General features: G+C 70.0%; 20 protein-coding genes and 1 tRNA gene. 8 read left to right on the top strand and 13 right to left on the bottom strand.

Translation table 11 applies throughout. From position 1 onward, the window contains the following. Positions 1–37: 37 nt before the first annotated feature. Together BA062_RS35755 and BA062_RS35750 are read right to left on the bottom strand one after the other, a co-directional pair. Positions 38–466: a PaaI family thioesterase gene (locus BA062_RS35755; RefSeq protein WP_228714275.1), complete on the bottom strand. Its 429-nt coding sequence runs from the start codon at positions 464–466 to the stop codon at positions 38–40. Positions 467–479: 13 nt separating this feature from the next. Then, positions 480–1,808 carry an Nramp family divalent metal transporter gene (locus tag BA062_RS35750; protein WP_110343576.1) on the bottom strand — a complete coding sequence of 443 codons (1,329 nt, stop codon included), beginning with the start codon at positions 1,806–1,808 and terminating at the stop codon, positions 480–482. A gap of 791 nt (positions 1,809–2,599) precedes the next feature. On the opposite strand from BA062_RS35750, the gene BA062_RS35745 reads away from it, so the two are divergent. The 3 genes from BA062_RS35745 (at position 2,600) to BA062_RS35735 (ending at position 6,682) form a co-directional block, all read left to right on the top strand. Then, on the top strand, positions 2,600–3,802 hold the full coding sequence (locus tag BA062_RS35745) for a CaiB/BaiF CoA transferase family protein (protein ID WP_110343575.1): 1,203 nt from the start codon (positions 2,600–2,602) through the stop codon (positions 3,800–3,802). A 47-nt stretch (positions 3,803–3,849) separates the two neighbouring features. After that, positions 3,850–5,082 (top strand): CaiB/BaiF CoA transferase family protein, encoded by a 1,233-nt coding sequence (locus tag BA062_RS35740; RefSeq protein WP_281271678.1) that lies wholly within the window; start codon positions 3,850–3,852, stop codon positions 5,080–5,082. A gap of 284 nt (positions 5,083–5,366) precedes the next feature. Continuing rightward, positions 5,367–6,682 (top strand): IS3 family transposase gene (locus BA062_RS35735; protein ID WP_425452998.1). Its coding sequence is split into 2 segments (ribosomal slippage): positions 5,367–5,648 and positions 5,651–6,682, totalling 1,314 coding nucleotides; the frame shifts between segments, so codons are not numbered across the junction. Here the strand turns inward: BA062_RS35735 and BA062_RS35730 are convergent. The 7 genes from BA062_RS35730 to BA062_RS35695 all read right to left on the bottom strand — a co-directional run bounded on the left by BA062_RS35730 (position 6,652) and on the right by BA062_RS35695 (position 13,628). Further along, positions 6,652–7,137 (bottom strand): N-terminal phage integrase SAM-like domain-containing protein, encoded by a 486-nt coding sequence (locus BA062_RS35730; protein ID WP_245960175.1) that lies wholly within the window; start codon positions 7,135–7,137, stop codon positions 6,652–6,654. The two genes, BA062_RS35735 and BA062_RS35730, sit on opposite strands and share 31 nt — an antisense overlap. Before the next feature lie 214 nt (positions 7,138–7,351). Then, positions 7,352–7,425: transfer RNA gene (locus tag BA062_RS35725), tRNA-Ile, on the bottom strand. Between the two features lie 62 nt (positions 7,426–7,487). Beyond that, positions 7,488–7,913 carry a hypothetical protein gene (locus tag BA062_RS35720; protein WP_110343573.1) on the bottom strand — a complete coding sequence of 142 codons (426 nt, stop codon included), beginning with the start codon at positions 7,911–7,913 and terminating at the stop codon, positions 7,488–7,490. A 184-nt stretch (positions 7,914–8,097) separates the two neighbouring features. After that, positions 8,098–9,279 (bottom strand): amidohydrolase family protein, encoded by a 1,182-nt coding sequence (locus BA062_RS35710; protein ID WP_110343571.1) that lies wholly within the window; start codon positions 9,277–9,279, stop codon positions 8,098–8,100. 42 nt (positions 9,280–9,321) lie between these two features. Further along, positions 9,322–10,869 (bottom strand): MDR family MFS transporter, encoded by a 1,548-nt coding sequence (locus tag BA062_RS35705; RefSeq protein ID WP_110343570.1) that lies wholly within the window; start codon positions 10,867–10,869, stop codon positions 9,322–9,324. A 17-nt stretch (positions 10,870–10,886) separates the two neighbouring features. Next, positions 10,887–11,498: a TetR/AcrR family transcriptional regulator gene (locus BA062_RS35700; protein ID WP_110343569.1), complete on the bottom strand. Its 612-nt coding sequence runs from the start codon at positions 11,496–11,498 to the stop codon at positions 10,887–10,889. Positions 11,499–11,600: 102 nt separating this feature from the next. Then, positions 11,601–13,628 (bottom strand): heavy metal translocating P-type ATPase, encoded by a 2,028-nt coding sequence (locus tag BA062_RS35695; protein ID WP_245960174.1) that lies wholly within the window; start codon positions 13,626–13,628, stop codon positions 11,601–11,603. Positions 13,629–13,737: 109 nt separating this feature from the next. Between BA062_RS35695 and BA062_RS35690 the strand changes: the two genes are divergently transcribed. After that, on the top strand, positions 13,738–14,760 hold the full coding sequence (locus BA062_RS35690) for a saccharopine dehydrogenase family protein (protein WP_110343567.1): 1,023 nt from the start codon (positions 13,738–13,740) through the stop codon (positions 14,758–14,760). A gap of 98 nt (positions 14,761–14,858) precedes the next feature. Then, a complete protein-coding gene (locus BA062_RS35685; RefSeq protein WP_110343566.1) occupies positions 14,859–15,335 on the top strand; it encodes a hypothetical protein in 477 nt (158 codons plus the stop codon). Positions 15,336–15,425: 90 nt separating this feature from the next. Here the strand turns inward: BA062_RS35685 and BA062_RS35680 are convergent, their stop codons facing one another. The 4 genes from BA062_RS35680 to BA062_RS35665 form a co-directional block, all read right to left on the bottom strand. Further along, positions 15,426–15,998: a TetR/AcrR family transcriptional regulator gene (locus BA062_RS35680; protein ID WP_110343565.1), complete on the bottom strand. Its 573-nt coding sequence runs from the start codon at positions 15,996–15,998 to the stop codon at positions 15,426–15,428. A gap of 9 nt (positions 15,999–16,007) precedes the next feature. Continuing rightward, the gene (locus BA062_RS35675; RefSeq protein ID WP_245960173.1) at positions 16,008–17,456 is read right to left on the bottom strand and encodes an MFS transporter; all 1,449 of its coding nucleotides are present in this window, start codon (positions 17,454–17,456) and stop codon (positions 16,008–16,010) included. 139 nt (positions 17,457–17,595) lie between these two features. Next, positions 17,596–18,801: an RNA polymerase sigma factor gene (locus tag BA062_RS35670; protein ID WP_110343564.1), complete on the bottom strand. Its 1,206-nt coding sequence runs from the start codon at positions 18,799–18,801 to the stop codon at positions 17,596–17,598. Beyond that, a complete protein-coding gene (locus tag BA062_RS35665) occupies positions 18,798–19,169 on the bottom strand; it encodes a YciI family protein (RefSeq protein WP_110343563.1) in 372 nt (123 codons plus the stop codon). Before BA062_RS35665 ends, BA062_RS35670 begins: the two co-directional genes overlap by 4 nt. Positions 19,170–19,284: 115 nt before the next feature. Between BA062_RS35665 and BA062_RS35660 the strand changes: the two genes are divergently transcribed. The 3 genes from BA062_RS35660 to metX all read left to right on the top strand — a co-directional run bounded on the left by BA062_RS35660 (position 19,285) and on the right by metX (position 22,537). Further along, positions 19,285–19,737: a YybH family protein gene (locus BA062_RS35660; protein ID WP_110343562.1), complete on the top strand. Its 453-nt coding sequence runs from the start codon at positions 19,285–19,287 to the stop codon at positions 19,735–19,737. 350 nt (positions 19,738–20,087) lie between these two features. Continuing rightward, positions 20,088–21,395, top strand: coding sequence for a bifunctional o-acetylhomoserine/o-acetylserine sulfhydrylase (locus BA062_RS40380; protein ID WP_110343561.1), 1,308 nt, complete (start codon positions 20,088–20,090; stop codon positions 21,393–21,395). Next, a complete protein-coding gene (gene metX / locus BA062_RS40375) occupies positions 21,392–22,537 on the top strand; it encodes a homoserine O-acetyltransferase MetX (protein ID WP_110343560.1) in 1,146 nt (381 codons plus the stop codon). The genes BA062_RS40380 and metX overlap by 4 nt, the downstream gene beginning before the upstream one ends. The last annotated feature ends 69 nt before the right edge of the window (positions 22,538–22,606 follow it).

The raw sequence follows: 22,606 nt of genomic DNA, 5'->3' as shown, positions 1-22,606 counted from the left end.
CGAGGCCCTTCTTCGTGTCTGGCGAGCCGTCCGCCGGTCATGACGTCGGGGGCTTGGTCAGGTAGACCCCTCGGCCGCTGGCGATCAGCACGCCGTCCGCGTTGATCACCGTCGCCTCGGCGACGGAGATCTGACGGCCGAAATTGACCACCTCGCCTCGGACGGTCAGGTCGCCCGGAGCCGCCGCGCGGTGGTAGTCGACCCGCAGGTCGATGGTGGGCACGCCCCGCCCGGTCCGGGAGTACAGCGCCCAGTCCGCCGCCACGTCGACCAGCGCCGCCAGGATCCCGCCGTGCGTGGGCTCGCCTTTCGGGCGGACTACCCACTCGGGTCGCCACCGCGCGGAGATCTCGATACTGCCCGGCCCGACGGCCTCCGCCCGTAGCCCCAGCCATCGGTGGAAGGCGCTGCGGTCGAACATCTCCTGCACCGCAGCCGTACTCAGTTCATGGGTTTCCACACTCACCCCGGTCTCCTCTCTACGAGAACGTCCGTATCAGCTCGCTGACCATCAGCACGACGAACAGCACGGCACTGAGCGCGAGCACGATATTGACCAGCGAGAACGGCGACTCACCCGGTCGCCGGACCCCGTATTTCTTGGCGTTGAGCAGGTACAGCAGGGCAATCGTGAGGAATGGCATGAAGAACGCGCCGAGCGTGACCCAAGCCAGTACCAGGAACACCGGCGAGCCGAGCAACATGACGGGAATGGACGGGAAGGTCAGCAGGAGCAGATAGACGCGGTAGGACTTGGTCTTCTGCAGGGGCGCCTTGTCGCCTTCGCCGCCAGCGTCGACTTCCTTGCCCTTGTTCACCACGTTGCGGACGAGGTCGGCGAACAGGTACGAGACCCCGCTCCACACGCCGAGGACCGAGCTGAACGCGATGGCCCAGAAGCCGACGAGGAAGAACCAGTACGCCGCGTGCCCATAGCTGTCACGCAGCGGTTCGGCCAGGGCGAGCAGTCCTCCTGCGGAGTCGACGGACCGGCCGAAGCCGTAGAGGAACGTGGCACCGATGACGAGCACCGAGATGGCGAAGATCGCCGTGGCGATGTAGCCGATCGCCGAGTCCAGGCGCATCATCGGCAGGAACTCCCGCCCGCGCCAGCCCTTGTCCCGCACCCAGTAGCCGTACGCGGTCAGCGTCAGCGTGCCGCCCACACCGCCGATGATGCTGATGACGTAGAACAGCGAGCCGTCCGGGATGCGCGGGACGATGCCAACGGCGATCGAGCCGAAGTCCGGCCGCACCAGCAGCGCCGCCCCCACCATGCCCACGAACATCAGGCCGACGCACACCTTCATGATCTGTTCGATCACCCGGTACCGACCGACGAGCACGATGATGAAGGCGGCGACCCCGTGAATGATCGCCCAAGTGTTCGCGTCGAACACTGGGAACATCGCGGTCGCGGAGAGCCCGACTACCGCCGGGCCGGCGGCCCCGAACATCAGCCCCCAGATCACCGCGTAGACCGCCACCAGCACGATGGCGACCACGCTGATCGCGCGGAATCCCTGCACGATGGTCTTGCCGGTGGCCAAATTCCATCGGCCGATGGCGATCGTGACGTAGTACTTGATGATCACGGCCACGAGGAAGGCCCACACCAGGCCGTGCTGGGTCTTCTCTCCTGCCACGATCGCAGTGACCATGTCGCCGACCCCGACGCAGGTCGCCGCGAGCACCAGGCCTGGCCCGACCTGCCGCAACGAGGGCCGGACCGGGTTGGACACGGCCTCCGCCGGCCCGGTTCTACCGGTCAGTGGCGCCGGCGGATCAATGTCCGACTTTTCCACCATTACGTGCAAACCTCCTGTGCGGTGGGCATTTCGGGGGGCGCGGCCGCCCAGGACGGCGACAGCGGAAGGAACCGGGACAGCCTTGAGCCATACACCGAAGACGCCGGTCGCGCCACCCGAATCGATCGGGTGCCGGAATGTGCCGGACCCCGGAAAAGACGGGAGAAGAAACGTCCAAACTCGCCGTGAAAATCAGCTCACCCAGCGAGTGCGAACGGGGGGTCGCGGATCAGTCCGTCCTGCCGGACGGCCGCGGAACCTGCAGTCCCGATGATCGGCGTGGTATCAGGAACCCCGTGTCTGACCGCACATGCATAGTGCCTCCTTAGCGCAACGCTGCTGACCTAGGAAGAGGCCGGCCCCGGCGATGCCGCCGAGTTCAGATACCACTAGCCGGCTACGGCTCGCCCATTCCACCTGGACGGCCGATCGTGCGGCCGTCGGCCACGGGTAGCCGGCGCTTTCTCGATATCCGCACCGACACGGCCGCCCGACGGCGGATATCAAGATATTGATATACCAGATGACGTGTCAAGGGCCACTTTGACAGAGCGCAAACCTCCTGCTTTGGACAGCATGGTGGTGACATATTGCATCTTGAGATATCATGTGCCAGCATATCGATGCTCGAGCTGGAACGTCCGCGGTCGGCCAGACCGCGACTCAGCCGCCATCCACGACCGCGTCCCGGTGGACCGATCAAAACCGGCACGGCCCCGCGAGCAGCTCGCACCCGCGACGACTAGTTGGTCCATCGCAGGTCTCATCTTCCAGGAACGGGTGAGAAAACAATGAAAAACGCTCCGCCCCGGCCACTCGACGGAGTTCTCGTCATCGATCTGACCAGGGTCCTGTCCGGCCCGTTCTGCACGATGCTGCTGGGTGACCACGGTGCCGAGGTCATCAAGATCGAGCAGCCGGAGGTGGGTGATGACTCCCGACACCAAGGCAACCCGAGGATGGGCGAGCAGAACACCGCGTTCCTCGCAGTGAACCGCAACAAGAAGAGCGTCACGGTCAACCTGCGCACACCCGAGGGCGTGGAGCTGATCAAGAAGCTGGTCCGCAGCGCGGATGTCGTGGTCGAAAACTTCCGCCCCGGCAAGGCGAGCCAACTCGGCATCGGGTACGAAGATCTGAAGGAGCTCAACCCCCGGCTGATCTACTGCTCCATCTCCGGCTGGGGACCGGACGGCCCGTGGGCGCAGCGCGCGGGCTACGCGACGACCGCCGAAGCACTGTGCGGGTTGATGAGCCTGACCGGCGAGGCCGACCGCGTCCCGGTGAAGATCGGCGTGTCCATTCTGGACAACCTCGCCGGGCTCTACGCTAAGGACGCCATCACCAGCGCCTTGCTACTGCGCGAGCGCACCGGCAAGGGGCAGAAGATCGACACCTCTCTGCTGGAGGCGGGGGTTTCGTTCACCAGCCTGAGCGCGATGGCCTACCTGTGCGCGGGGGTCGTGCCCGGGCGCTGGGGTAGCGAGCACCAGTGGAACGTGCCGTGGAAGGCCTTCCAGACCCTCGACGGTCACGTGATGCTAGCCACTGCCAACAACCGGCAATGGGAGAACACCTGTCGGGCCCTGGGCTGCCCTGAGCTGATCGACGATTCCCGTTTCGTTACCTCGACCGCACGGGTGGAGAACCGGCGCGAGCTCTACGAGATCCTGGACAAGGTCTTCGCCGGCTGGACCACGGACGAAGCGCTCGCGGCGCTGGAACGGGAAGGTGCCTCCGCCGCGCCGGTGAACACGTTGGACCGAGCGTTCTCCCACCCCCAGCTCGTAGCGCGGGACATGGTCATCGAGGTCGAACACGAGACCCTGGGCAAGATCCCCCAGCTCGGGCACGCCCAGAAATTCAGCGACAGCCCGTTGCAGGTCACCGCGCCGCCGCCGGTGCTGGGGGCGCACACCGACGACGTGCTAAGCGAGCTGGCCGGGTACGGCGCCGAGGAGATCTCCACGTTGCGTGCGCAGGGCGTCATCTGACCCGGCTCCGCAGGCGACCAACCCGACACCGACGATGGGAAATTCAATTGGCTGAGCACGGCACACGACCAGACCTCTCGTCCGGACCGCTGACCGGGATCACGGTGCTCGACCTGACCACCGCGTCCCCCGGCCTGTACACGTCCATGATCCTCGCGGACATGGGCGCCGAGGTGATCAAGATTCCTGCGCCCGGTAAGGCCCGGGCCAAGGCGACCTCCGGACCGGCCACCGAGTACCGGGCGGTCTCCCCGGGACACCTGGACCGCAACAAAAAGAGCATCCGGCTCAATCTCAAGAAGCCCGCGGGCAAGGAGGTTTTTCTTCGGCTCGTCGAGAAGGCTGACGTGGTGATCGAGGGTTTCCGCCCCGGCGTAACCAAGCGGCTCGGCATCGGCTTCGAAACCCTGCGCGCGAAGAATCCGGGACTGATCTACGCGGCGATGAGTGGCTACGGCCAGGACGGCCCGTCCGCACTCCGGCCCGGCCACGACCTAAACTACCTGGCGGAGTCGGGGATCCTGTCCCTGCTCGGTCCGCGCGGCTCCACGCCGAGCGTGCCGCTGAACCTGGTGGCCGATCTGGGCGCCGCGGCCGCGCACACGGTCGCGGGGATCCTGCTGGCGCTGTTCGCCCGGGAACGGGGGCACGGCGGTCAGCTCGTCGACGTATCCTATGTGGACACCTCGATAGCGTTGCTGTCCGCCACCCCCACGGCACGTGCGCATTTCGACGGGAATCCATGGGTGGAGCGTGGTGGCGACGCGATGTCCGGTGCGTTCGCCTACTACGGCTTGTACGCCACCGCCGACGACGAGCTGCTGAGCGTCGGCTGCCTGGAACCGTGGTTCTGGACCCGGTTCTGCGAGGCAATCGAACGGCCCGAGCTAGCCGAGTTCGCCTTCACGCCCGACCACTACTCACGGGGCCCCAACGACGACGAACTCCGGATTCGCGACGAGGTGGCGAAGATCCTGGCCGGGCGCACCGCCAGGGAGTGGCTGAACCACCTTGCCAAATACGACCTGCCAGTGTCGCCGGTCCGCGGCCTCGACGAGGTGGCCCGGGATCCGCAGACGCGGCATCGCGGCATGTTCGCCTTGACCGGCGACACCCCGGTGGAGCGCCGGCTGGGTATCCCGATCGTGCTCTCCGAAACGCCGGGCACGATCCGGTCCGCTCCCCCAGTCGTCGACGGGGATGCCGAGGCAATCCTGCGCGGGCTGGGCTACTCCGAGGAAGAGGCACGGTCTCTGCGCGGGGAAATCGGCCTGGGCTGACTCCGGCGGACGCTGAGGACGGGCGTCTCGCGAACCGGGTGGGAGCCTCCATCTTCGCCCACCCGCGGTACGGAACGCCCGTCCTCGTCTTGGGAGTGGCTACGCCTCCGCGCCGATCACGCCGCCGGGCTGGGGGGTGGGACGAGATCTTGGCGGCCGCCTCGCACACCTGTCGGCCGATCTCGACCTGCTCGGTGGCGGAGACCTTGGTGCGGGCGCGTCAGATCATCGGCTGATGCGCCCCGGGTTCTGTGCAGGCTTTGATTCCAGGAAGGATGCAGAGCATGCCGGCACCGAAGAAGTACAGCGACGAGCTGCGTGAGCGGGCGACGCGGATGGCGTTGGATGGGATCGCGGCCGAGGGGCAGCGGATGGCAGTCATCCGCCGGGTCGCGAGTCAGTTGGACGTGCACCCGGAGGCGTTGCGGACGTGGGTCAAGCGCGCCGAGATCGACGCCGGCACGGCACCTGGCCGCACCAGCGACGACGCTGCGCGGATCGCCGAGCTGGAACGCGAGGTGCGTGAATTGCGGCGGGCGAACGAGATCCTGAAGACGGCTTCGGCGTCTTTCGCCGCCGCGGAGCTCGACCGCAAGACCAAGTAACCTCTGACGATTCCGCCCATCGGCGGGAGGTTCCGCTCGCGGTGGTCTTTGACTATATCGATGGCCACCGCGAGCGTGTTGTTGAGGGGAAGAAACTCGGGGTCGAGCCGATCTGCGCAGTCCTGAAAGAATCGGGTGTACAGATCGCTCCGAGAACGTATTGGGCAGCGAGGAAACGCGCACCATCAAAACGCGTCCTGCGGGATGCGGAGCTGCTCACCGAGATTGAGCGCGTGTTCCGTGAGAACTACAGCGTCTACGGGGCACGGAAAGTGTATGCCCAGCTCAACCGTGAGGGAATCCGCGTGGCTCGCTGCACGGTCGAGCGGCTGATGCGGCAGAAGGGCCTGCAGGGTCTACGGCGGGGCAGGCGCCCCAGGACCACTATCGCCGCGGCCTCACCTTCGTCGGCAGACCTGGTCGGGCGCCGCTTCACCGCCGATCGCCCGAACCAACTCTGGGTAGCGGATATCACCTATATCCGGACGTTTTCGGGATGGGTATATGCCGCGTTCGTCATCGATGTGTTCTCAAGAATGGTCGTGGGCTGGCAGGTCTCGACCTCGTTGCACACGAATCTCGCCCTTGACGCGTTGGAGATGGGGATCTGGGCCAGGAAACGAGCCGGGCAAGACGTGACCGGACTTGTACATCATTCCGACCGTGGAGTTCAATATCGTGCGATTCATTATACTGAGCGCTTGGCCGACGCAGAAGTGGTCGCCTCCGTTGGTTCGCGTGGGGATTCCTACGATAATGCGATGGCTGAGGCATTCAGCTCGTTGCTCAAGGGCGAGTTGATCCATAACCCGATCGTTCTTGGTCGCGGATGGCAATCGATTCGGGATGTTGAGCTCGCCGTGGCCGAATACGTCGACTGGTACAACCACCGCCGCCTCCACGGCGAGCTCGGCCAACGCACCCCGGCGGCCATCGAGGCCGCCCACCGCACGTCAAGCTACGATCAACCCTTCCAGCCCGCCCGGGCTGGGTGACAGACAACAAGACCTGCACCAGACCCGGGGCGCATTACTGTGGACTGAGCCATCGCCTTGCACTCGTGAAGCTTGCACTTCGCCTTCTTACAGTCGTGTTCGCCCTCAACCTTGTGCTCAATGAACGGCATCCCATCACAACGCACCCGGCATCGCCGCAATTCGCCATAGAGCGTCTCGAGATTGCGCGCGCTGAGCTTGTTCACCGGCATCTCGCCCAGCGCAGGCCGAATCGTGCGCCCGATGTACCCGACGTACACATGTCGCGTCGTCGGCTCGATGTCGGCCGTCCGGAGCCACTCGTCAATCGCGTACGAGAACGACACCGTCGTGCTCGGTGCGCGCTGCTGGTCAACCTGCGCCTGCAGCTTCGTCATGACCTTGTCGGCGACCCGGTACGCCGCCTTGTCGGTGCCCTTGACGGTCTCCGACAGGTAGATCTCCTTGCCGGTCACCGGATCGACACCCGAGTACACCCGCACCTGCAACGAGCCACCGCGGCGGCGGATGTTGCCCCTGCCTCGGCGGTCGCTCCCCTGCCCTGCCCCAGTCATGACACACAGCGTCCGACGACAGCCAGGGCCACGTCAACGATCCACCCATGGACACGGCCATGGACAGATGATCTTGGGGCTTGGGGAGAATGCTGTTTTGACCTGGTCAGAAGGGTGGGCCGGGCGGGGCTCGAACCCGCGGCCAAGGGATTATGAGTCCCCTGCTCTAACCAACTGAGCTACCGGCCCCTGGGAGCGCTCCGGCTCCCGCTTGAGCCCGTGGTGACAACCTCCGAGCCCAGCGAGTCGCACTATATCTGGTGCTCCCGTGCCTCGAGGTAGCGCTCCAGCAGATCCGCTTTCGCGTCGCGGCCGAGCAGACGGTACGCCCTCGCCCACACCTCCGGGTCCCCGATCGGCAGGCCCTGCCACTCCCCCGTCACCCTGGTCGGCAGGGCTTCCACGCCGGCAGGGCCCGGCAGCGCGAAGTCGACCATCAGGTCCACTTCGCCGATCGCGTAGCGGCCCTGGTCGAGTGGGCGGTAGCTCAGGCCCGCCGCATCGAGTGCCGTCGTCACCGTTTCGGCGTCCGCGTCGACCGTCACGTCCCAGTCGTTGGCGACCTCCGCCAGGCCCAGCGCGACCAGCAGGCCGGAGCCGCCGACCGCCGGCGCCAGGCCAGCCTCTCGCAACGCGGTCACGACACGGGCGGCGGGTTCCAGGGGCGGGATGCGCATGCGTCAAGCCAAGCACAACCTCGCGGCCGCGCGCCGGGAACGCACAACTCGCGGCCGGGAACGCACAACTCGCGGGCCGGAGCGCACGACTCGCGGTCGGGAACGCACGACTCGCGGGCCGGAGCGCACGACTCGCGGTCGGGAGTGCACGACTCGCGGGCCGGAGCGGGACTCGCGCAGGGGGTCACCTCAGCAGGAGGGTGCCCGCCAGGATCACCGTCGGAGGGGTTTCGAGGGCCGCCGGGTCGGTGAGGGGGTCGCCGGTCGCGAGGAGAAGGTCGGCGTCGTAGCCCTCGCGGATCCGGCCCTTGCGGTCGCCGAGGCCGCAGGCCTCGGCGGCCAACGAGGTCGCGGTGGCGAGCGCGTCGGCGGCGGCCACGCCGCCCCGCGCGAGTTCCGCGATCGCGTGCGGGAGCATGCCGTGCGGTTTCGGGTCGGCGATGCCCGAGTCGCCGCCCGAGATCAGCCGCACGCCTGCCTGGTGCATCCTGGCCACCTGGCGCCGCCGGTTTTCCTCCGTCAGGCCGGTGCGCTCCAGCAGCTCACGAATCCTCTGTGGCGGTTCCAGATCGCCGACCACGCCGAGCGTCGGGCACACCACGATGCCGCTCGCGGCGAGCCTGCCCAGCAGCTCGTCGGTCATGCGGACGCCGTCCGGCACCAGGCACGAGCAGTGCTCGATGCCGTCCACCCCGGCCTCGATCGCCTGCTCGACGGTGGGCAGCCCGTGCGCGTGGGCGGTCACCCTCAGGCCCGCCGCATGCGCTTGCGTGACGATCAGCCGCAGCTCCTCCAGCGTGAACTGGCAGGCCATGATGTCGGTGCCCTCGGTCACCACGCCCCCGCTCGCCATCACCTTGACGACGTCGACGCCGCGCTCCACCCGCTCGGCCACCGCCGCCCGCAGCTGCCGCTCGCCGGACACCTCGCCGCCCATGTTCCAGCAGTGCCCGCGCGGCGTGGTGATCGGCGGGCCCGCGGACACGATCGAGGGCAGCCCCGGCGTGCCCCGCCAGCGCAGCGTCGCGAACCTCCGGTCACCGAGGTCGCGCACCGTAGTGACGCCCGCGGCGAGCTGCGCCCGCAGCCCCTTCTCGATCACGGCGTCCAGCTCGGCCTCGGTGTAGGAGGCGATCCGGTCCAGCGCACCGACGGCGCTGTCGCCGCACAGGTGCACGTGCGCGTCGATCAGCCCGGGCAGCAGTGTCGCACCGAGCACCTCCACCAGCTCCCAGCCGTCCGGCACGGGACCGAACGCCCGCACCGAGCCGATCCGACCGTCCTCCACCAGTACCAGCGCGCCGCCGCGAAGCACGCGTCCACCATCGAACGCGCGGCGCGCGCGAACCGCGAATCTGCTGCTCATGGCGACTCCCTCGCCCGGGAGTCGCGGCGAACCCGACGCCCGTTACACGTGTGCGGGCTGCTGCTGTCCAGTCTCGGTCGCGAGCGGGCGCTCCTTGATGAACAGGCACACCACCAGTGCGGCAAGAAACAGCGGCGCGAGGTACAGGAACGTCGGCGTCAGCGCGTTGGCGTAGGCGTTGACGAAGAACTCCCGCAGGTCGTCTGGCAGCGACTGCACCAGCTGCGGCGTGATCGCGTTGGCGTCGACCTGCGCGGGGCCACCCGCCGCCAGCTCGGGCGGCATGTCACGCAGCCCGTCGGTCAGCCTCGCCACGAAGATCGAGCCGAACACCGCGGTGCCGATCGAGGCGCCGATCTCGCGGAAGAAGTTGTTGGTCGACGTGGCCGTGCCGACGTCCTTGGCGGGCACCGCGTTCTGCACCACGAGCACCAGCACCTGCATCATGAGGCCGATGCCTGCGCCGAGCACGAACATGTACGCGCCCGACTGCCACACAGGCGTGGTCGCCGTCATGGTCGCCAGCAGCAGCATGCCGGCGAAGGCCACGATGCTGCCCGCGATCGGGTAGACCTTGTACCTGCCGGTCTTGCTGATCAGCTGACCGGACACGATGGAGGTGACCAGCAGGCCGCCCATCATCGGCAGCATCAGCAGGCCGGAGTTGGTCGCGTTCTCGCCGGTGACCATCTGCAGGAACGTCGGCAGGAAGGCCGCCGCGCCGAGCATCGCGAACCCCACGATCACACTGGCCACAGTAGACAGTGTGAACACGGAGTCCTTGAACAGCTTCAGCGGCACGATCGGCTCGGCCACCTTCGTCTCCACGAACACGAACAGCGCGGCGGAGACGACGAAGGCCACGCTCAGCCACAGGATCACGGGCGAGGACCACGCGTAGTCCTTCCCGCCCCAGCTCGTGACCAGGATCAGGCAGGTCACGGCCACGGCCATGAGCACGGTGCCGACGTAGTCGAGCCTCGGCTTGCTCTGCTCACCCTTCGGCAGCTTGAGCGACACGATGGCGACGACGAGCGCGATCAGGCCGAGTGGCAGGTTGACCCAGAAGCACCAGCGCCAGTCGAGGTGGTCGGTGAAGAACCCGCCGAGCAGCGGGCCGCCGACGGACGACAGACCGAACACGGCGCCGAACACTCCCATGTAGCGGCCGCGGTCGCGGGCGGGAACGACGTCGGCGATGATCGCCTGCGAGAGGATCATCAGGCCGCCGCCACCGAGGCCCTGCAGGCCGCGGAAGAAGATCAGCTGCGTCATGTTGGCGGCCAGCGCGCACAGCACGGAGCCGATGAGGAAGATCGCGATGGCGGCGACGAACAGGTTCTTGCGCCCGATGAGGTCGCCGAGCCTGCCGTAGACGGGCATGCCGATCGTCACCGCGAGCAGGTACGCGGTGATCATCCAGGCCTGGTGCTCGATGCCGTGCAGCTCGCCGACGATCGTCGGCATGGCCGTGGACACGATGGTCTGGTCCAGCGAGGCCATCAGCATGGTCAGCAGCAGCGACACGAAGATCGCGCTGACCTGCTTGCTCGTGAAGGATTGCCGGTCACCGGTTTCGGTGATGGTCACGGGGGTGCTCCAGTCGTTCAGCGCGGGGGGCGCGCGGCCATGAGCCGCCGTGCCGTGTCGGTGGCGGTGCGCAGGAAGCGATCGAGCGGGTGCTCGCCGTCGTCCCGGATCCAGCGTTGGAACGCGACCCGCATGAGCGAGGTGACGACGGATGCCGCCACCTCCGCATGGGGCCACGCCGAGTCGCCGCCACTGCGCCGGAGCAGTTCCTCGACCAGTTGCCGCTCCGCCGTCTCGAAGGCGCGCAGCTGTTGTGACACCAGCTCGGGATGGCGCTCCATGAGCTCGTGGTGCGCCTTGACGTCCTCGATCACCGTCGGCTCGGCGGGGGTGTGCCGCTGCACGGCGTCGAGCAGGGTCGCGACGAGCTCGTCCGGCGCGATCCGCTCTGGCAGGTGGCCGAGCACGTCGTCCACACCCTCGCCGACCTCGATGATCAGCGCCGTTTCCTTGGTCGGGAAGTGGTTGAAGAACGTCCTCGGCGCGTAGCCCGCCGCGGCGCTGATCTCGTCGACGGTGACGTGGTCGAGCCCCTTCTCCAGAGCGAGGCGCACGGCGGCCCGATGCAGGTCGTGCCGGGTCTGCCGCTTCTTGCGCTCACGAAGGCCGGGAGTGGTCGCTGGTTCCACTCCAACGATTGTTGCAGAAACTGCATTGATGCAGCAACTGCCTCGAATGTCATCGGCCCGAGGACCTGCGGAACGGGTCCTCGGGCCGATGACGCGGCAGCGTCACCCCCGATCGGCGGGGCGCAGGTCGAGCCTACGGAGCAGCTGGGCGTTGAGGGCCACGATCACGGTCGACAGGCTCATCGCGATCGCGCCCGCGGCGGGCGGAAGGACGAACCCGACCGGCGCCAGCACTCCGGCCGCCAGCGGCACCGACAGCAGGTTGTACCCGGTCGCCCACGTGAGGTTCTGCCACATCTTGCGGTAGCTGGCCGCCGACAGGCTGCGCGTCGCGAGCACGCCGCGCGGGTCGTCGGAGGCGAGCACCACGCCGGCCGACTCGATGGCCACGTCGGTGCCCGCACCGATCGCGATGCCGACGTCGGCGCGTGCCAGCGCGGGCGCGTCGTTCACCCCGTCACCCACCATGGCCACGCGCTCGCCGCGCTCCCGCAGCTCGCTCACCGCCGCGTCCTTGTCGGCCGGCAGCACCTCGGCGAACACCTCGTCCACGCCGAGGTCCTTCGCCACCGCCTCCGCGACATTGCGGGCGTCGCCGGTGATCATGACGACCCGGATGCCCTCCGCGTGCAGCCGTTCCACGGTCTCGCGCGACTCGGGCCGCACCTCGTCGGCGAGCGCGAGCGCCCCGGCGATCTCACCGTCGACCAGCACGTGCAGCACGATCGCGCCCCGCTCCGCCCACTCCCGCGTCTCGCGGGCCAGCTGCACCGGCGGCTCGGCACCACGTTCGCGCAGCAGGGCAGGCCCGCCGACGGCCACCGCATGACCGTCCACTGTGGCCTCGACACCGCGTCCGGTCAGCGACCGGAAGTCCTTCGCCTGCGGCACGGCACCGCGCTCGGTGGCCGCCTCCACGATGGCGCGGGCCAGCGGGTGCTCGGAGTCGCGCTCGGCGGCGGCCGCGAGGGCGAGGACCTCGTCCCGCGTATGCGTGCCCGCCGTGACGGTCGCCGTGACCGAGGGCCTGCCCTGGGTGAGCGTGCCGGTCTTGTCGAACAGCACCGCGTCGACCGTGCGCATGCGCTCCAGCGCGAGCCGGTCCTTCACCAGGATGCCCGCCTTGGCCGACAGCGCCGTCGAGATGGCGATCACCAGCGGGATCGCGAGACCCAGCGCGTGGGGGCAGGCGATGACCAGCACCGTCACCGTGCGTTCCACGGCGGTGGTCGCATCGCCCAGCGCAAGCCACACGGCGAAGGTGATCGCCCCGACGCCGAGCGCGAACCAGAACAGCATCGCCGCGGCCCGGTCGGCCAGCGCCTGCGCGCGCGAGCGCGAGCCCTGCGCGTCGGCGACGAGCCGCTGGATGCCGGCCAGCGCCGTGTCCTCACCGACCGCCTCGACGCGGACGCGGATGGCCGAGTCCGTCGCGACGGTCCCGGCGACCACCCGGTCGCCCACGTCGCGGCGCACCGTGCGTGACTCCCCCGTCACCATCGACTCGTCCAGCTCGGCAGTGCCCTCGACGACGCTGCCGTCGGCGGGCACCCGCCCGCCGGAGCGCACGAGCACCGTGTCGCCCACGCGCAGCTCGGCCAGCGGGACCTGCCGGACCTCGCCGTCCTCCACGCGTTCGGCCGTGTCGGGCAGCAGCTCGGCGAGCGCCTCCAGCGCGCCCGACGCCTGCCCCAGCGCGCGCATCTCCAGCCAATGGCCGAGCAGCATGATCACGACCAGCAGCGCCAGCTCCCACCAGAAGTCCAGCTCCAGGCCGCCGATGCCCAGTGTGGTGAGCCCACTGGCGACGAACGCGACCGTGATGGCGAGCGCGACGAGCGTCATCATCCCGGGTTTGCGGTCGCGCAGCTCCCCCACGGCGCCGGACAGGAACGGCCAGCCGCCGTAGAAGTAGACGACCGTGCCCAGCACCGGCGAGACCCAGCCCGCCCAGCCGGGCACCTCGTAGCCGAGCAGGTCACCGACCATGCCGGACGCCGCGACCACGGGGATCGCGAGCACCAGGCTCAGCCAGAACTTGTCACGGAACACCGCGGCGTGGTCACCGTGACCACCATGCCCGCCGTGGCCCGCGTGTGTGTCGTGCTTCTCGTGTTGCTGCGTCTCCACGACGACCTCCCTCTGCCGAACGTACGCCACCATACCCCTCGGGGGTATCAATGCCAAGTACCCCCCGCCCGTATTTGACCGCCGTCCTCCTTCCGTGTTGAGTAAGCGCATGCGAACCGTTCTGGTCGTTGGTGGGTACGGCGCCGTGGGCGCCACCGTCACGCGCTCGCTCGCCGGGTGGTCACCGGGCCGGGTGGTGTGCGCGGGCCGGGATCTCGCGCGAGCCCGCGCGCTCGCCGACGAGGCGGGGGCCACGGCGGCCCGCGTCGACGTCACCGACGTGGCCGGGTTCGAACGACTGCTCACCGAGCAGGACGTGGGCGTGGTGGTGCTGTGCGTCGAGCCGCCCGACGGGGCGCTCGCGCGCGCGTGCCTGAGCAACGGCGTGCACCTGGTCGACGTCGGCGCGTCGTACCACCTGCTGGCGCTCACCGAGGAGCTGACCGAGACCGCCCTCGCCGCGGGCACCACCGCGGTGCTGAGCGTCGGGCTCGCACCGGGCCTGACCAACGTGCTCGCCGGGCGCGCGTGCCGCGACCTCGGCGGGGCCGACCGGATCGACGTCACCGTGCTGCTGGGCGCGGGCGAGCGCCACGGCGCAGACGCGCTGCGCTGGACGCTCACCCAGCTGGTCGCACCCCGGCAGCGAGCGCCCCACGGTGCCGCCAGGGTGTTCCTGCCCGGGTACGGGTACCGCACGGTCCACCCGTTCCCGTTCTCCGACCAGTACACGCTGCGGCGCACGCTGGGCGTGGCCGACGTGACCACGCGGCTGTGCCTGGACTCCCGTGTGCTGACCACGCTGCTGTTCGGCCTGCGGCGCACCGGTCTGCTGCGCCTGGCGAGCAGGCCGGACGCGCTGCGGGCGCTCACGGCCGCGGCGGGAAAGGTCCACTTCGGATCAGACGGCTTCGCCATCTCCGCCGAGGCCGTCCACAACGGACACCAGGTGGCCTACGCGCTCACCGGCAACGCCCAGGGGCACGTCACCGGACTGGTCGCCGCGCACGTCGCGCACACACTGCTCGGCCGCGGCCTGCCGCCCGGCGTGCACCACCTCGACGAGCTGACCGCGTTCGCCGGGCTGCCCGAGCGGCTCGGGCTGCGCGTGCTCACCAGAACGGCCCCGTGAGCCGGTTCCGCCAAGGATTCACCACTGCCGACATCGAGTTGGTCAAGGAAAGCTGACTGCTAGGTTCAGCGCCACAACTACACGAAAGGTGTACGCCCATGCGCAGGCGCACGCTGTGGATCTCGCTGGGCTCGGCGGCAGCCGTGGTGCCCGCCGCGGCACTCGCGATCACGCTCTGGCCGACGGAGACCGCCACGCCGGAGCCACCCGCGACGCGACAGGCCACGGTGACGGAGTCCGCGGTGGCCGTGCGGGATCTCGACGAGGTGAGGGAGCTGAAGCTGCTCGCCACACCCGTCGCGAAGCCGGCGCCTCCCCCGCCGCCCCCGGTGACGGCGGCACCCGTGCCGGTGGCCGAGGACGCCGTGGTTGCCGTGGAGCCCGAGCCCGCGCCGGCGGTGTCCGCCGACAGCGGCGGCGACGGTGACAGCGACGACATCGCCAGGCAGCGGGCGATGGAACCCGCTCCGCGCCCGCCGATGACGGACTACATCGCCCCCGACATTCAAGAGGACATCGACGAGGCCGAGAACGGACCCGGCATCGATCTCGGCACGCTGGTCCCCGATCCCTAGGAGCGCGCTGAACAACCGCTGCCCTACTGCGCGACGCCCAGACGGCGCCTGGATCGCCGCTCGCTACGGGCGGAGTCGTTCAGCACGCTCCTAGAACGGCGCCGTGCCGTCGATCCAGCCCTGCAGCAACGGCGCCGTCCTCGCGATCACCCGCTCGCGGGGTTCGGCGCCGATGCGCAGCACGAGCCGCGTCGCGCCGAGGCCGATCAGGTGCGCGCAGACGAGCTCGGCGCGCAGCCTCGGCTCGGCACCGTCCAGGCGGCGGCTCAGCTCGGCGACGAACTGCCGCTCGAAGTTCTCGCGGAACGTCGCACCACCGGGGCGCGACGACGTGAACAGCGCGCGCAGCAAGGGATCGGCCTGCGTGCGCTCGTGGTAGTCGAGCAGGGTGCGCACGAGGTGCTCACCGAGTTCCTCCAGCGGGCAGTCGAGCAGCACCGCGGCGTCGGCCTCGAAACTGGACGCCTCGGCGAAGAGCTCTTCCTTACTGCCGAAGTACTTCAGCACCAGCGCGGCGCTCACGTCGGCGTCGGCGGCGACATCGCGCAGCTTCACGTCGGCGTAGCCGTGCAACGAGAACCGGCGGCGGGCGGCCTGGAGCACGGCGGCGCGGGTCAGGTAGGCGTCGCGAGGCGCTGTAGCGACCGGTTCCGGAGTGGACACGGCGTAAGGCTAACGTGACCCGCTCGCGGTCGCGGCCACCCGTGAGGGCACCGTCACGGCCTCGGCGCCCTTGCCCGGCCCCGGGATCAGCAGACCGATCACGCCGGCGAGCGCGGCGGCGCCACCGGCGATCACGAAGATGACGGTGTAGGCGTCGGTGGACGGGTACACGTGACCGCCGACCTCCACCACCATGCCCGCCGTCACCGTCGCGACGATCGCGCTGCACGTCGAGGTGCCGATGGAGCGGGCCAGTGCGTTGAGGCTGTTGGCCGCCGCCGTCTCCGACATCGGCACGGCGCGCATGATGAGCGCGGGCACGGCGCCGTAGGCCAGCGCCGCCCCGATGGCGGTGACGGTGACCACCACGATCACCCCGGCGAGCGGCGAGTGCACCAGCGGACGGGCCAGGTTGCCGACCGCGAGCACACCGACCCCGAGCACCATCGTGACGGCCGGACCCCAGCGGGCCGAGATCTTCGCCGACAGCGGGGAGAACGCCACCATCGCACCGCCCACGGGCAGCAGCGCGACCCCGCTGAGCATGAGTGAGAGGTCGAAGCCGTACCCCGTTCCGCTCGGCGCCTGCAGCATCTGCGCGCTCACCATGAACGACGCGAACATCGCCACTCCGATGAGCACCGAGGCGAGGTTCGTCAGCAGCACCGCAGGACGCGCCGAGACCCGCAGGTTCACCAGCGGCGAGGAGGGCACGCGCAGCTCGTAGTAACCCCACGCGAGGAAGAGCACGAGCGCCGCGCCGAAGAGGCCGAGCACGAGCGGGCTGCCCCAGCCCCACTCCGTCCCGCGCGACACGGGCAGCAGCAGGCACAGCAGCGCCGCCGACAGCCCGATCGCGCCCACGGCGTCGAACCGGCCGCCGCTGCGCACCGGCGACTCCGGCACGAGCAGCCACACGAGCACCATCTGGATCACGGCGAACACCGCGGAGCCCGCGAAGAGCCAGTGCCAGTCGGCGTGCTCGGCGACGAGCCCGGTGAGTGGGAGGCCGACGGCACCACCGGCTCCCAGGGTGGAGCTCATCACGGCGATGCCGGTGCCGACCCGCTCAGGAGGCAGTTCGTCGCGCATGATGCTGATGCCGAGCGGGATCACGCCGATCGCGACCCCCTGCAGGCCGCGTGCGATGAGCACCACCACGAACTCGCTGCTCACGGCGCCGAGCGCGCTGCCGACCGCCATCGCAGCAAGCGCGACGAGCAGCATGCGCCGCTTGCCGTACATGTCGCCGAGCCTGCCGAGCACCGGCGCGAACACGGCCCCGGTCAGCAGCGTCATCGTGATCAGCCACGCGGCGCTGGAGGGCGTGGTGCCGAGCAGGCGAGGGAACTCCGGCAGCAGCGGGACCGCCAGCGTCTGCATCAGCGACACCACGATGCCCGACGACGCGAGCACCCCGATCGCCGCTCTCGACCCGGTGGACGACCGTGCGGCCACGACTGAGCTCCCCTTTCCCTCGGCTGGCTGGCGACGGCGGTGAACCTCTGTTCACCGCGCCCGTTGAAGTAAACCTGTGTTCACCACCGGGGCGCAATCCGCCGACCAGCGGAGGGCGAAAGATCCCGCATGATTCCCGTCACCGGGCGGCGCGGGACTCCAGGTACCGCCGCTCGGGCAGGCTCAGCGTGCGGCGGGCGGCCCTGCGGTAGTGCTCGCGCGCGGACTCCGCGTCCCCGGCCAGCTCCAGCAGGTGCGCCCGGACGGCGTCGACCCGGTGGTGCCCCGCGAGCGCCCGGTCGCTTTCGGCCTCGGCCAGCTCGGCAAGGCCGCGCTCGGGGCCGTGGACCATCGCCACCGCGACCACGCGGTTGAGCGTCACCATCGGGCCCGGCGCGACGGCCTCCAGCAGGTCGTACAGCGTAAGGATCTGCCGCCAGTCGGTGTCCTCGACGCTCGCCGCCTCGTCGTGCACGGCCGCGATCGCGGCCTGCAGCTGGTAGGGCCCGATCGGCGCCCGCTCCAGGGTGCGGGTGAGCAGCTGCGTGCCCTCCGCGATCGCGGCGGCGTTCCACCGCGACCGGTCCTGCTCGGCGAGCGGCACGAGCGTGCCGTCGTCGCGGGCACGCGCGGGCCGCCGCGCGTCGGTGAGCAGCATCAGCGCGAGCAGGCCCGCCACCTCTCCGTCGCCGGGCACCAGCTCGTGCAGCTGCCGGGTGAGCCGGATCGCCTCCTCGCTCAGCTCCACGCGCTGCAGCGTCTCCCCCGAACTGGCGGTGTAGCCCTCGTTGAAGACCAGGTACAGCACGTGCAGCACCGCGCCGAGCCGCTCGGAGCGCTCCGCCTCGGGCGGGAGCCGGAACTCGGCACCGGAGGCCCTGATGCGCTGCTTGGCCCTGCTGACGCGCTGCGCGATGGTCGCCTCCGGCACGAGGAACGCCCGTGCGATCTCCGCGGTCGTCAGCCCGCCGACCGCCCTCAGGGTCAGCGGCACCTGCGACGCGGGCGTCAGCGACGGGTGAGCGCACAGCATGAGCAGCGTGAGCGTGTCGTCGACGCCCGGCGCGGGCTCCGGCTCGGGTTGCGCGGCCACCACCTCCTCACGCCGCCTGCGCGCCGACTCGTTGCGCCACAGCTCGATCAGCCTGCGCGAGGCGGTGGTGACGAGCCAGCCCATCGGGTTGGCGGGCACACCCTCGTCCGGCCACTGGCGCACCGCGGCGAGGAGCGCCTCCTGCACGGCGTCCTCGCACGCGTCGAACCCGCCGTAGCGGCGCACGAGCACGGCGACGACGCGCGGGGCCAGCTCGCGCAGCAGGCCCTCGAAAGCGGCGGGCTCGTTCACCCCGCCAGCTCGTCGAGCTCCACCACGGGACGCACCTCCACAAGGCCGAACGCGGCCTCCGGCACCCGCGCGGCGATCTCGACGGCCCGCTCGGTGCTCTCGCAGTCGACCAGGAAGAACCCGGCGAGCAGCTCCTTGGCCTCGGCGAACGGCCCGTCGCTGGTCAGCGTGGTGCCCTCGCGCACGGTGACCCGCGTGGTCTTCGCCGGATCGGCGAGCGCCTCGGACACGATCATCTCCCCCGACGCGGCGAGGTCGGCGTCCAGCGCGGCGTAGTCGGCGAGCCCCTCCCGCCGCTGCTCGGGCGTGAGCCGCGACCAGAGCTCACGCGACGCGGGATTGCCGTAGATCAGGATCACGTACTTCACCGATGCCTCCCGGAACTCCCGCGAATTCTCTCACCGATGGGCGTCGAAATCGCCGCTCCGGCTTCTACACCCCGGTGAGCGGCACCGAGAGGGGTGCCCGACCGAGGAGGATCCGATGAACAGCACCGTACTGAGCCGGGCCGAGGCCGAGGTCCGCGACGTGATCGCGGAACAGACCGAAGCGCTGCGCGCGGGCGACGCCGATGCGCTCGTCGCCCGCTACACGGCGGAGACCGTGAAGTTCGACCTCGCGCCGCCGCTGCGGCACACCGGCGCCGAGGTGCTCGACGCGGACGGCGTGCGCGCATGGCTGGCGACGTTCGACGGCCCCGTGGACGCCGAGGTCCGCGACCTCGACGTCACCGTGGGCGGCGACGTCGCCTTCTGCCACAGCCTGAACCGGATGTCGGCCGTGCCGCGCGGCTCGGCGGAGGGCTTCGACCTCTGGTACCGCGCCACCGTGTGCCTGCGCCGGATCGAGGGCACGTGGCGGATCACCCACGAGCACACGTCGACGCCGTTCTACATGGACGGCTCGTTCCGCTCCGCGATCGACCTCACGCCGTGACGGCGAGGCGGGCGGGGCACCGGCGAGCCCTGCCCGCTCTGCCGTAACGCCTTGCGTGCCGACCGGTTCCCTGCGAACTGGGCCGCCTGTACGAGCACGACGGTCACGGTCGGCGTCGAGGCGCTGGTAGCCGCCCTTCGCCGCCCCACCGCTCCGGCGACGGCCGGTCATGTCCACCACCGCAAGGCAAGTGATCCGCTGCTCGCTCACCCGGTCGTGCTATCCGGAATTCCTTTCTCTCCAGGAGAAATCCGCGTTCGTTCCGCGTGCTGGGAAGGGGTGTCCCGCACACCCCGCGTCCGCTAACTCTGGTCCGGACACAGAGTTTTCCGAACACAGAGGGAGATCCCATGACGCAGACACCGGCGAGCTGGTCGTTCGAGACGCAGCAGATCCACGCCGGGGCCACCCCCGACCCGGCGACCGGAGCGCGGGCGACGCCGATCTACCAGACGACGTCGTACGTGTTCCGGGACACGCAGCACGGCGCCGACCTGTTCAGCCTCGCCGAGCCGGGCAACATCTACACGCGCATCAACAACCCGACGCAGGACGTGTTCGAGCAGCGCGTCGCCGCGCTGGAGGGCGGGGTCGCCGCCGTGGCGTTCGCCTCGGGCCAGGCCGCCGAGACCGCGACCATCCTCAACCTCGCGCGCGCAGGCGACCACTTCGTGTCCAGCGCCTCGCTCTACGGCGGCACCTACAACCTCTTCCACTACACGCTGCCGAAGCTCGGCATCGAGGTGTCCTTCGTGGACGATCCCGACGACCTGGGTCAGTGGCGGGCGGCGGTGCGGCCCAACACCAAGCTGTTCTTCGCCGAGACGCTCGGCAACCCGAGGTCCAACGTCCTCGACATCGAGGCGGTCGCCGCTCTGGCTCACGAGGTCGGCGTGCCGCTCGTGGTGGACAACACGGTGCCCACGCCGTACCTGCTGCGCCCGCTGGAACACGGCGCGGACATCGTGGTGCACTCGGCGACGAAGTACCTCGGCGGGCACGGCACCGCCATCGCCGGCGTCGTGGTGGACGGCGGCACGTTCGACTTCGGCGCCCACACCGAGCGGTTCCCCGACTTCTCCGAACCGGACCCGAGCTACCACGGCCTGCGGTACTGGGAGGCGCTCGGCCCCGGCGCGTTCGCCGCGAAGCTGCGCGTGCAGCTGCTGCGCGACACCGGCGCCGCGATCGCCCCGCTGACGAGCTTCCTGGTGCTGCAGGGGATCGAGACGCTGTCGCTGCGACTGGAACGGCACGTCGCCAACGCGCAGGCCCTCGCCGAGTGGCTGGAGGCCCGCGACGAGGTGGCGGCCGTCTACTACGCGGGGCTGCCGTCGAGCCCGTGGTACGCGGCGGCCCGGAAGTACCTGCCGAAGGGCGCGGGCGCGGTGGTGTCGTTCGACCTGCGCGGCGGCGTCGAGGCGGGCCGGGCGTTCGTCGACGGCACCGAGCTGTTCAGCCAGCTCGTGAACATCGGCGACGTGCGCAGCCTCATCGTCCACCCGGCGAGCACCACCCACTCGCAGCTCACCGCCGACGAGCAGACCGTCACGGGCGTCACCCCCGGCCTCGTGCGGCTGTCGGTGGGACTGGAGCACATCGAGGATCTCAAGGCCGACCTCGAGGCGGGTTTCCGGGCGGCCAAGGACAAGCTGTGACCGACCGGACGGGCGGTCTCCTTCCGGTCAGCGGCGCCTGGCGCGAGGGAGACCCGCCCGGCCGGCGGCGGTGGTTCCGCTCCCCGCGGCCGCTCGCGCTGGAGCGCGGCGGTGTGCTGCCCGGCTACCGCCTCGCCTACGAGACGTGGGGCGAGCTCGCCGCCGACGGCTCCAACGCGGTGCTGGTGCTGCACGCGCTCACCGGCGACAGCCACGTGGCGGGACCCGCGCAGCCCGGCCATCCCGGCCCGGGCTGGTGGGACGGCCTGGTCGGGCCGGGCAGGGCGCTCGACACCGGCGAGCTGTTCGTCGTGGCACCCAACGCGCTCGGCGGCTGCCAGGGCAGCACCGGACCGGCGTCGACGTCGCCGGACGGCCTGCCGTGGGGCAGCCGGTTCCCGCACTTGACGATCCGCGACCTCGTGACCGCCGAGGTCGCGCTGGCCGACGAGCTCGGCATCGCCTCGTGGGCGCTCGTGCTCGGCGGGTCGATGGGCGGCATGCGCGCGCTCGAATGGGGCGTCTCGCAGCCGCGGCGCGTGCGGCGGCTCGCGGTCCTCGCCGCACCCGCCCGCTCCGGCGCCGACCAGATCGGCTGGACCTCGGCCCAGCTCGCGGCGATCAGGGCCGACCCCGGGTTCCGGGGCGGTGACTACTACTTCGCCCCGGACGGAGACGGGCCGCACCGCGGGCTCGGGATCGCGCGGCGCATCGCGCACCTGACCTACCGCAGCGAACCGGAACTGGCCGCCCGGTTCGACGGCGACCCGCAGCCCGGCGAGGACCCGCTCTCCGGCGGCCGGTTCGCCGTCGAGTCCTATCTGGACCACCACGCGGCGAAGCTGGCCCGCCGCTTCGACGCCAACAGCTATCTGCGCCTGGCCGAAGCCATGAACACCCACGACGTCGGCAGGGGCCGGGGCGGCGTCGCGGCCGCGCTGCGCGGGGTCACCGCCACGACGGTCGTGGCCGGAATCGACAGCGACCGGCTGTACCCGCTTCGGCAGCAGCGTGAGCTGGCCGCCGCGCTGCCGGGTTCCGGACAGCCGTGGGTGCTCACCTCGGAGTACGGCCACGACGGGTTCCTGATCGAGACCGGCCAGGTGGCCGAGCTGGTGACGACCCTGCTCAAGACCGTGTGATCGTCGTCATCGAACCGGACGTACTCAGAACGAGGATCGGAAGTTAGGGTAGCCACAGCTAAGAGCCGT

The sequence above is a fragment of the Prauserella flavalba genome (assembly GCF_003202235.1).
Classification (GTDB): Bacteria; Actinomycetota; Actinomycetes; order Mycobacteriales; family Pseudonocardiaceae; genus Prauserella_A; species Prauserella_A flavalba.
Note: the sequence above shows the minus strand (reverse complement) of the source record. Positions and strands in the feature narration are given on the sequence as shown.

What these genes read in the sequence shown, in the direction of transcription:
- BA062_RS35720 (WP_110343573.1), bottom strand. Translation starts at nt 7,913, where the DNA reads ATGCGCATCCCGCCCCTGGAACCCGCCGCCCGTGTCGTGACCGCGTTG.
- BA062_RS35690 (WP_110343567.1), top strand. Translation starts at nt 13,738, where the DNA reads ATGCGAACCGTTCTGGTCGTTGGTGGGTACGGCGCCGTGGGCGCCACC.
- BA062_RS35710 (WP_110343571.1), bottom strand. Translation starts at nt 9,279, where the DNA reads ATGAGCAGCAGATTCGCGGTTCGCGCGCGCCGCGCGTTCGATGGTGGA.
- BA062_RS35660 (WP_110343562.1), top strand. Translation starts at nt 19,285, where the DNA reads ATGAACAGCACCGTACTGAGCCGGGCCGAGGCCGAGGTCCGCGACGTG.
- BA062_RS40380 (WP_110343561.1), top strand. Translation starts at nt 20,088, where the DNA reads ATGACGCAGACACCGGCGAGCTGGTCGTTCGAGACGCAGCAGATCCAC.
- BA062_RS35745 (WP_110343575.1), top strand. Translation starts at nt 2,600, where the DNA reads ATGAAAAACGCTCCGCCCCGGCCACTCGACGGAGTTCTCGTCATCGAT.
- BA062_RS35750 (WP_110343576.1), bottom strand. Translation starts at nt 1,808, where the DNA reads ATGGTGGAAAAGTCGGACATTGATCCGCCGGCGCCACTGACCGGTAGA.
- BA062_RS35685 (WP_110343566.1), top strand. Translation starts at nt 14,859, where the DNA reads ATGCGCAGGCGCACGCTGTGGATCTCGCTGGGCTCGGCGGCAGCCGTG.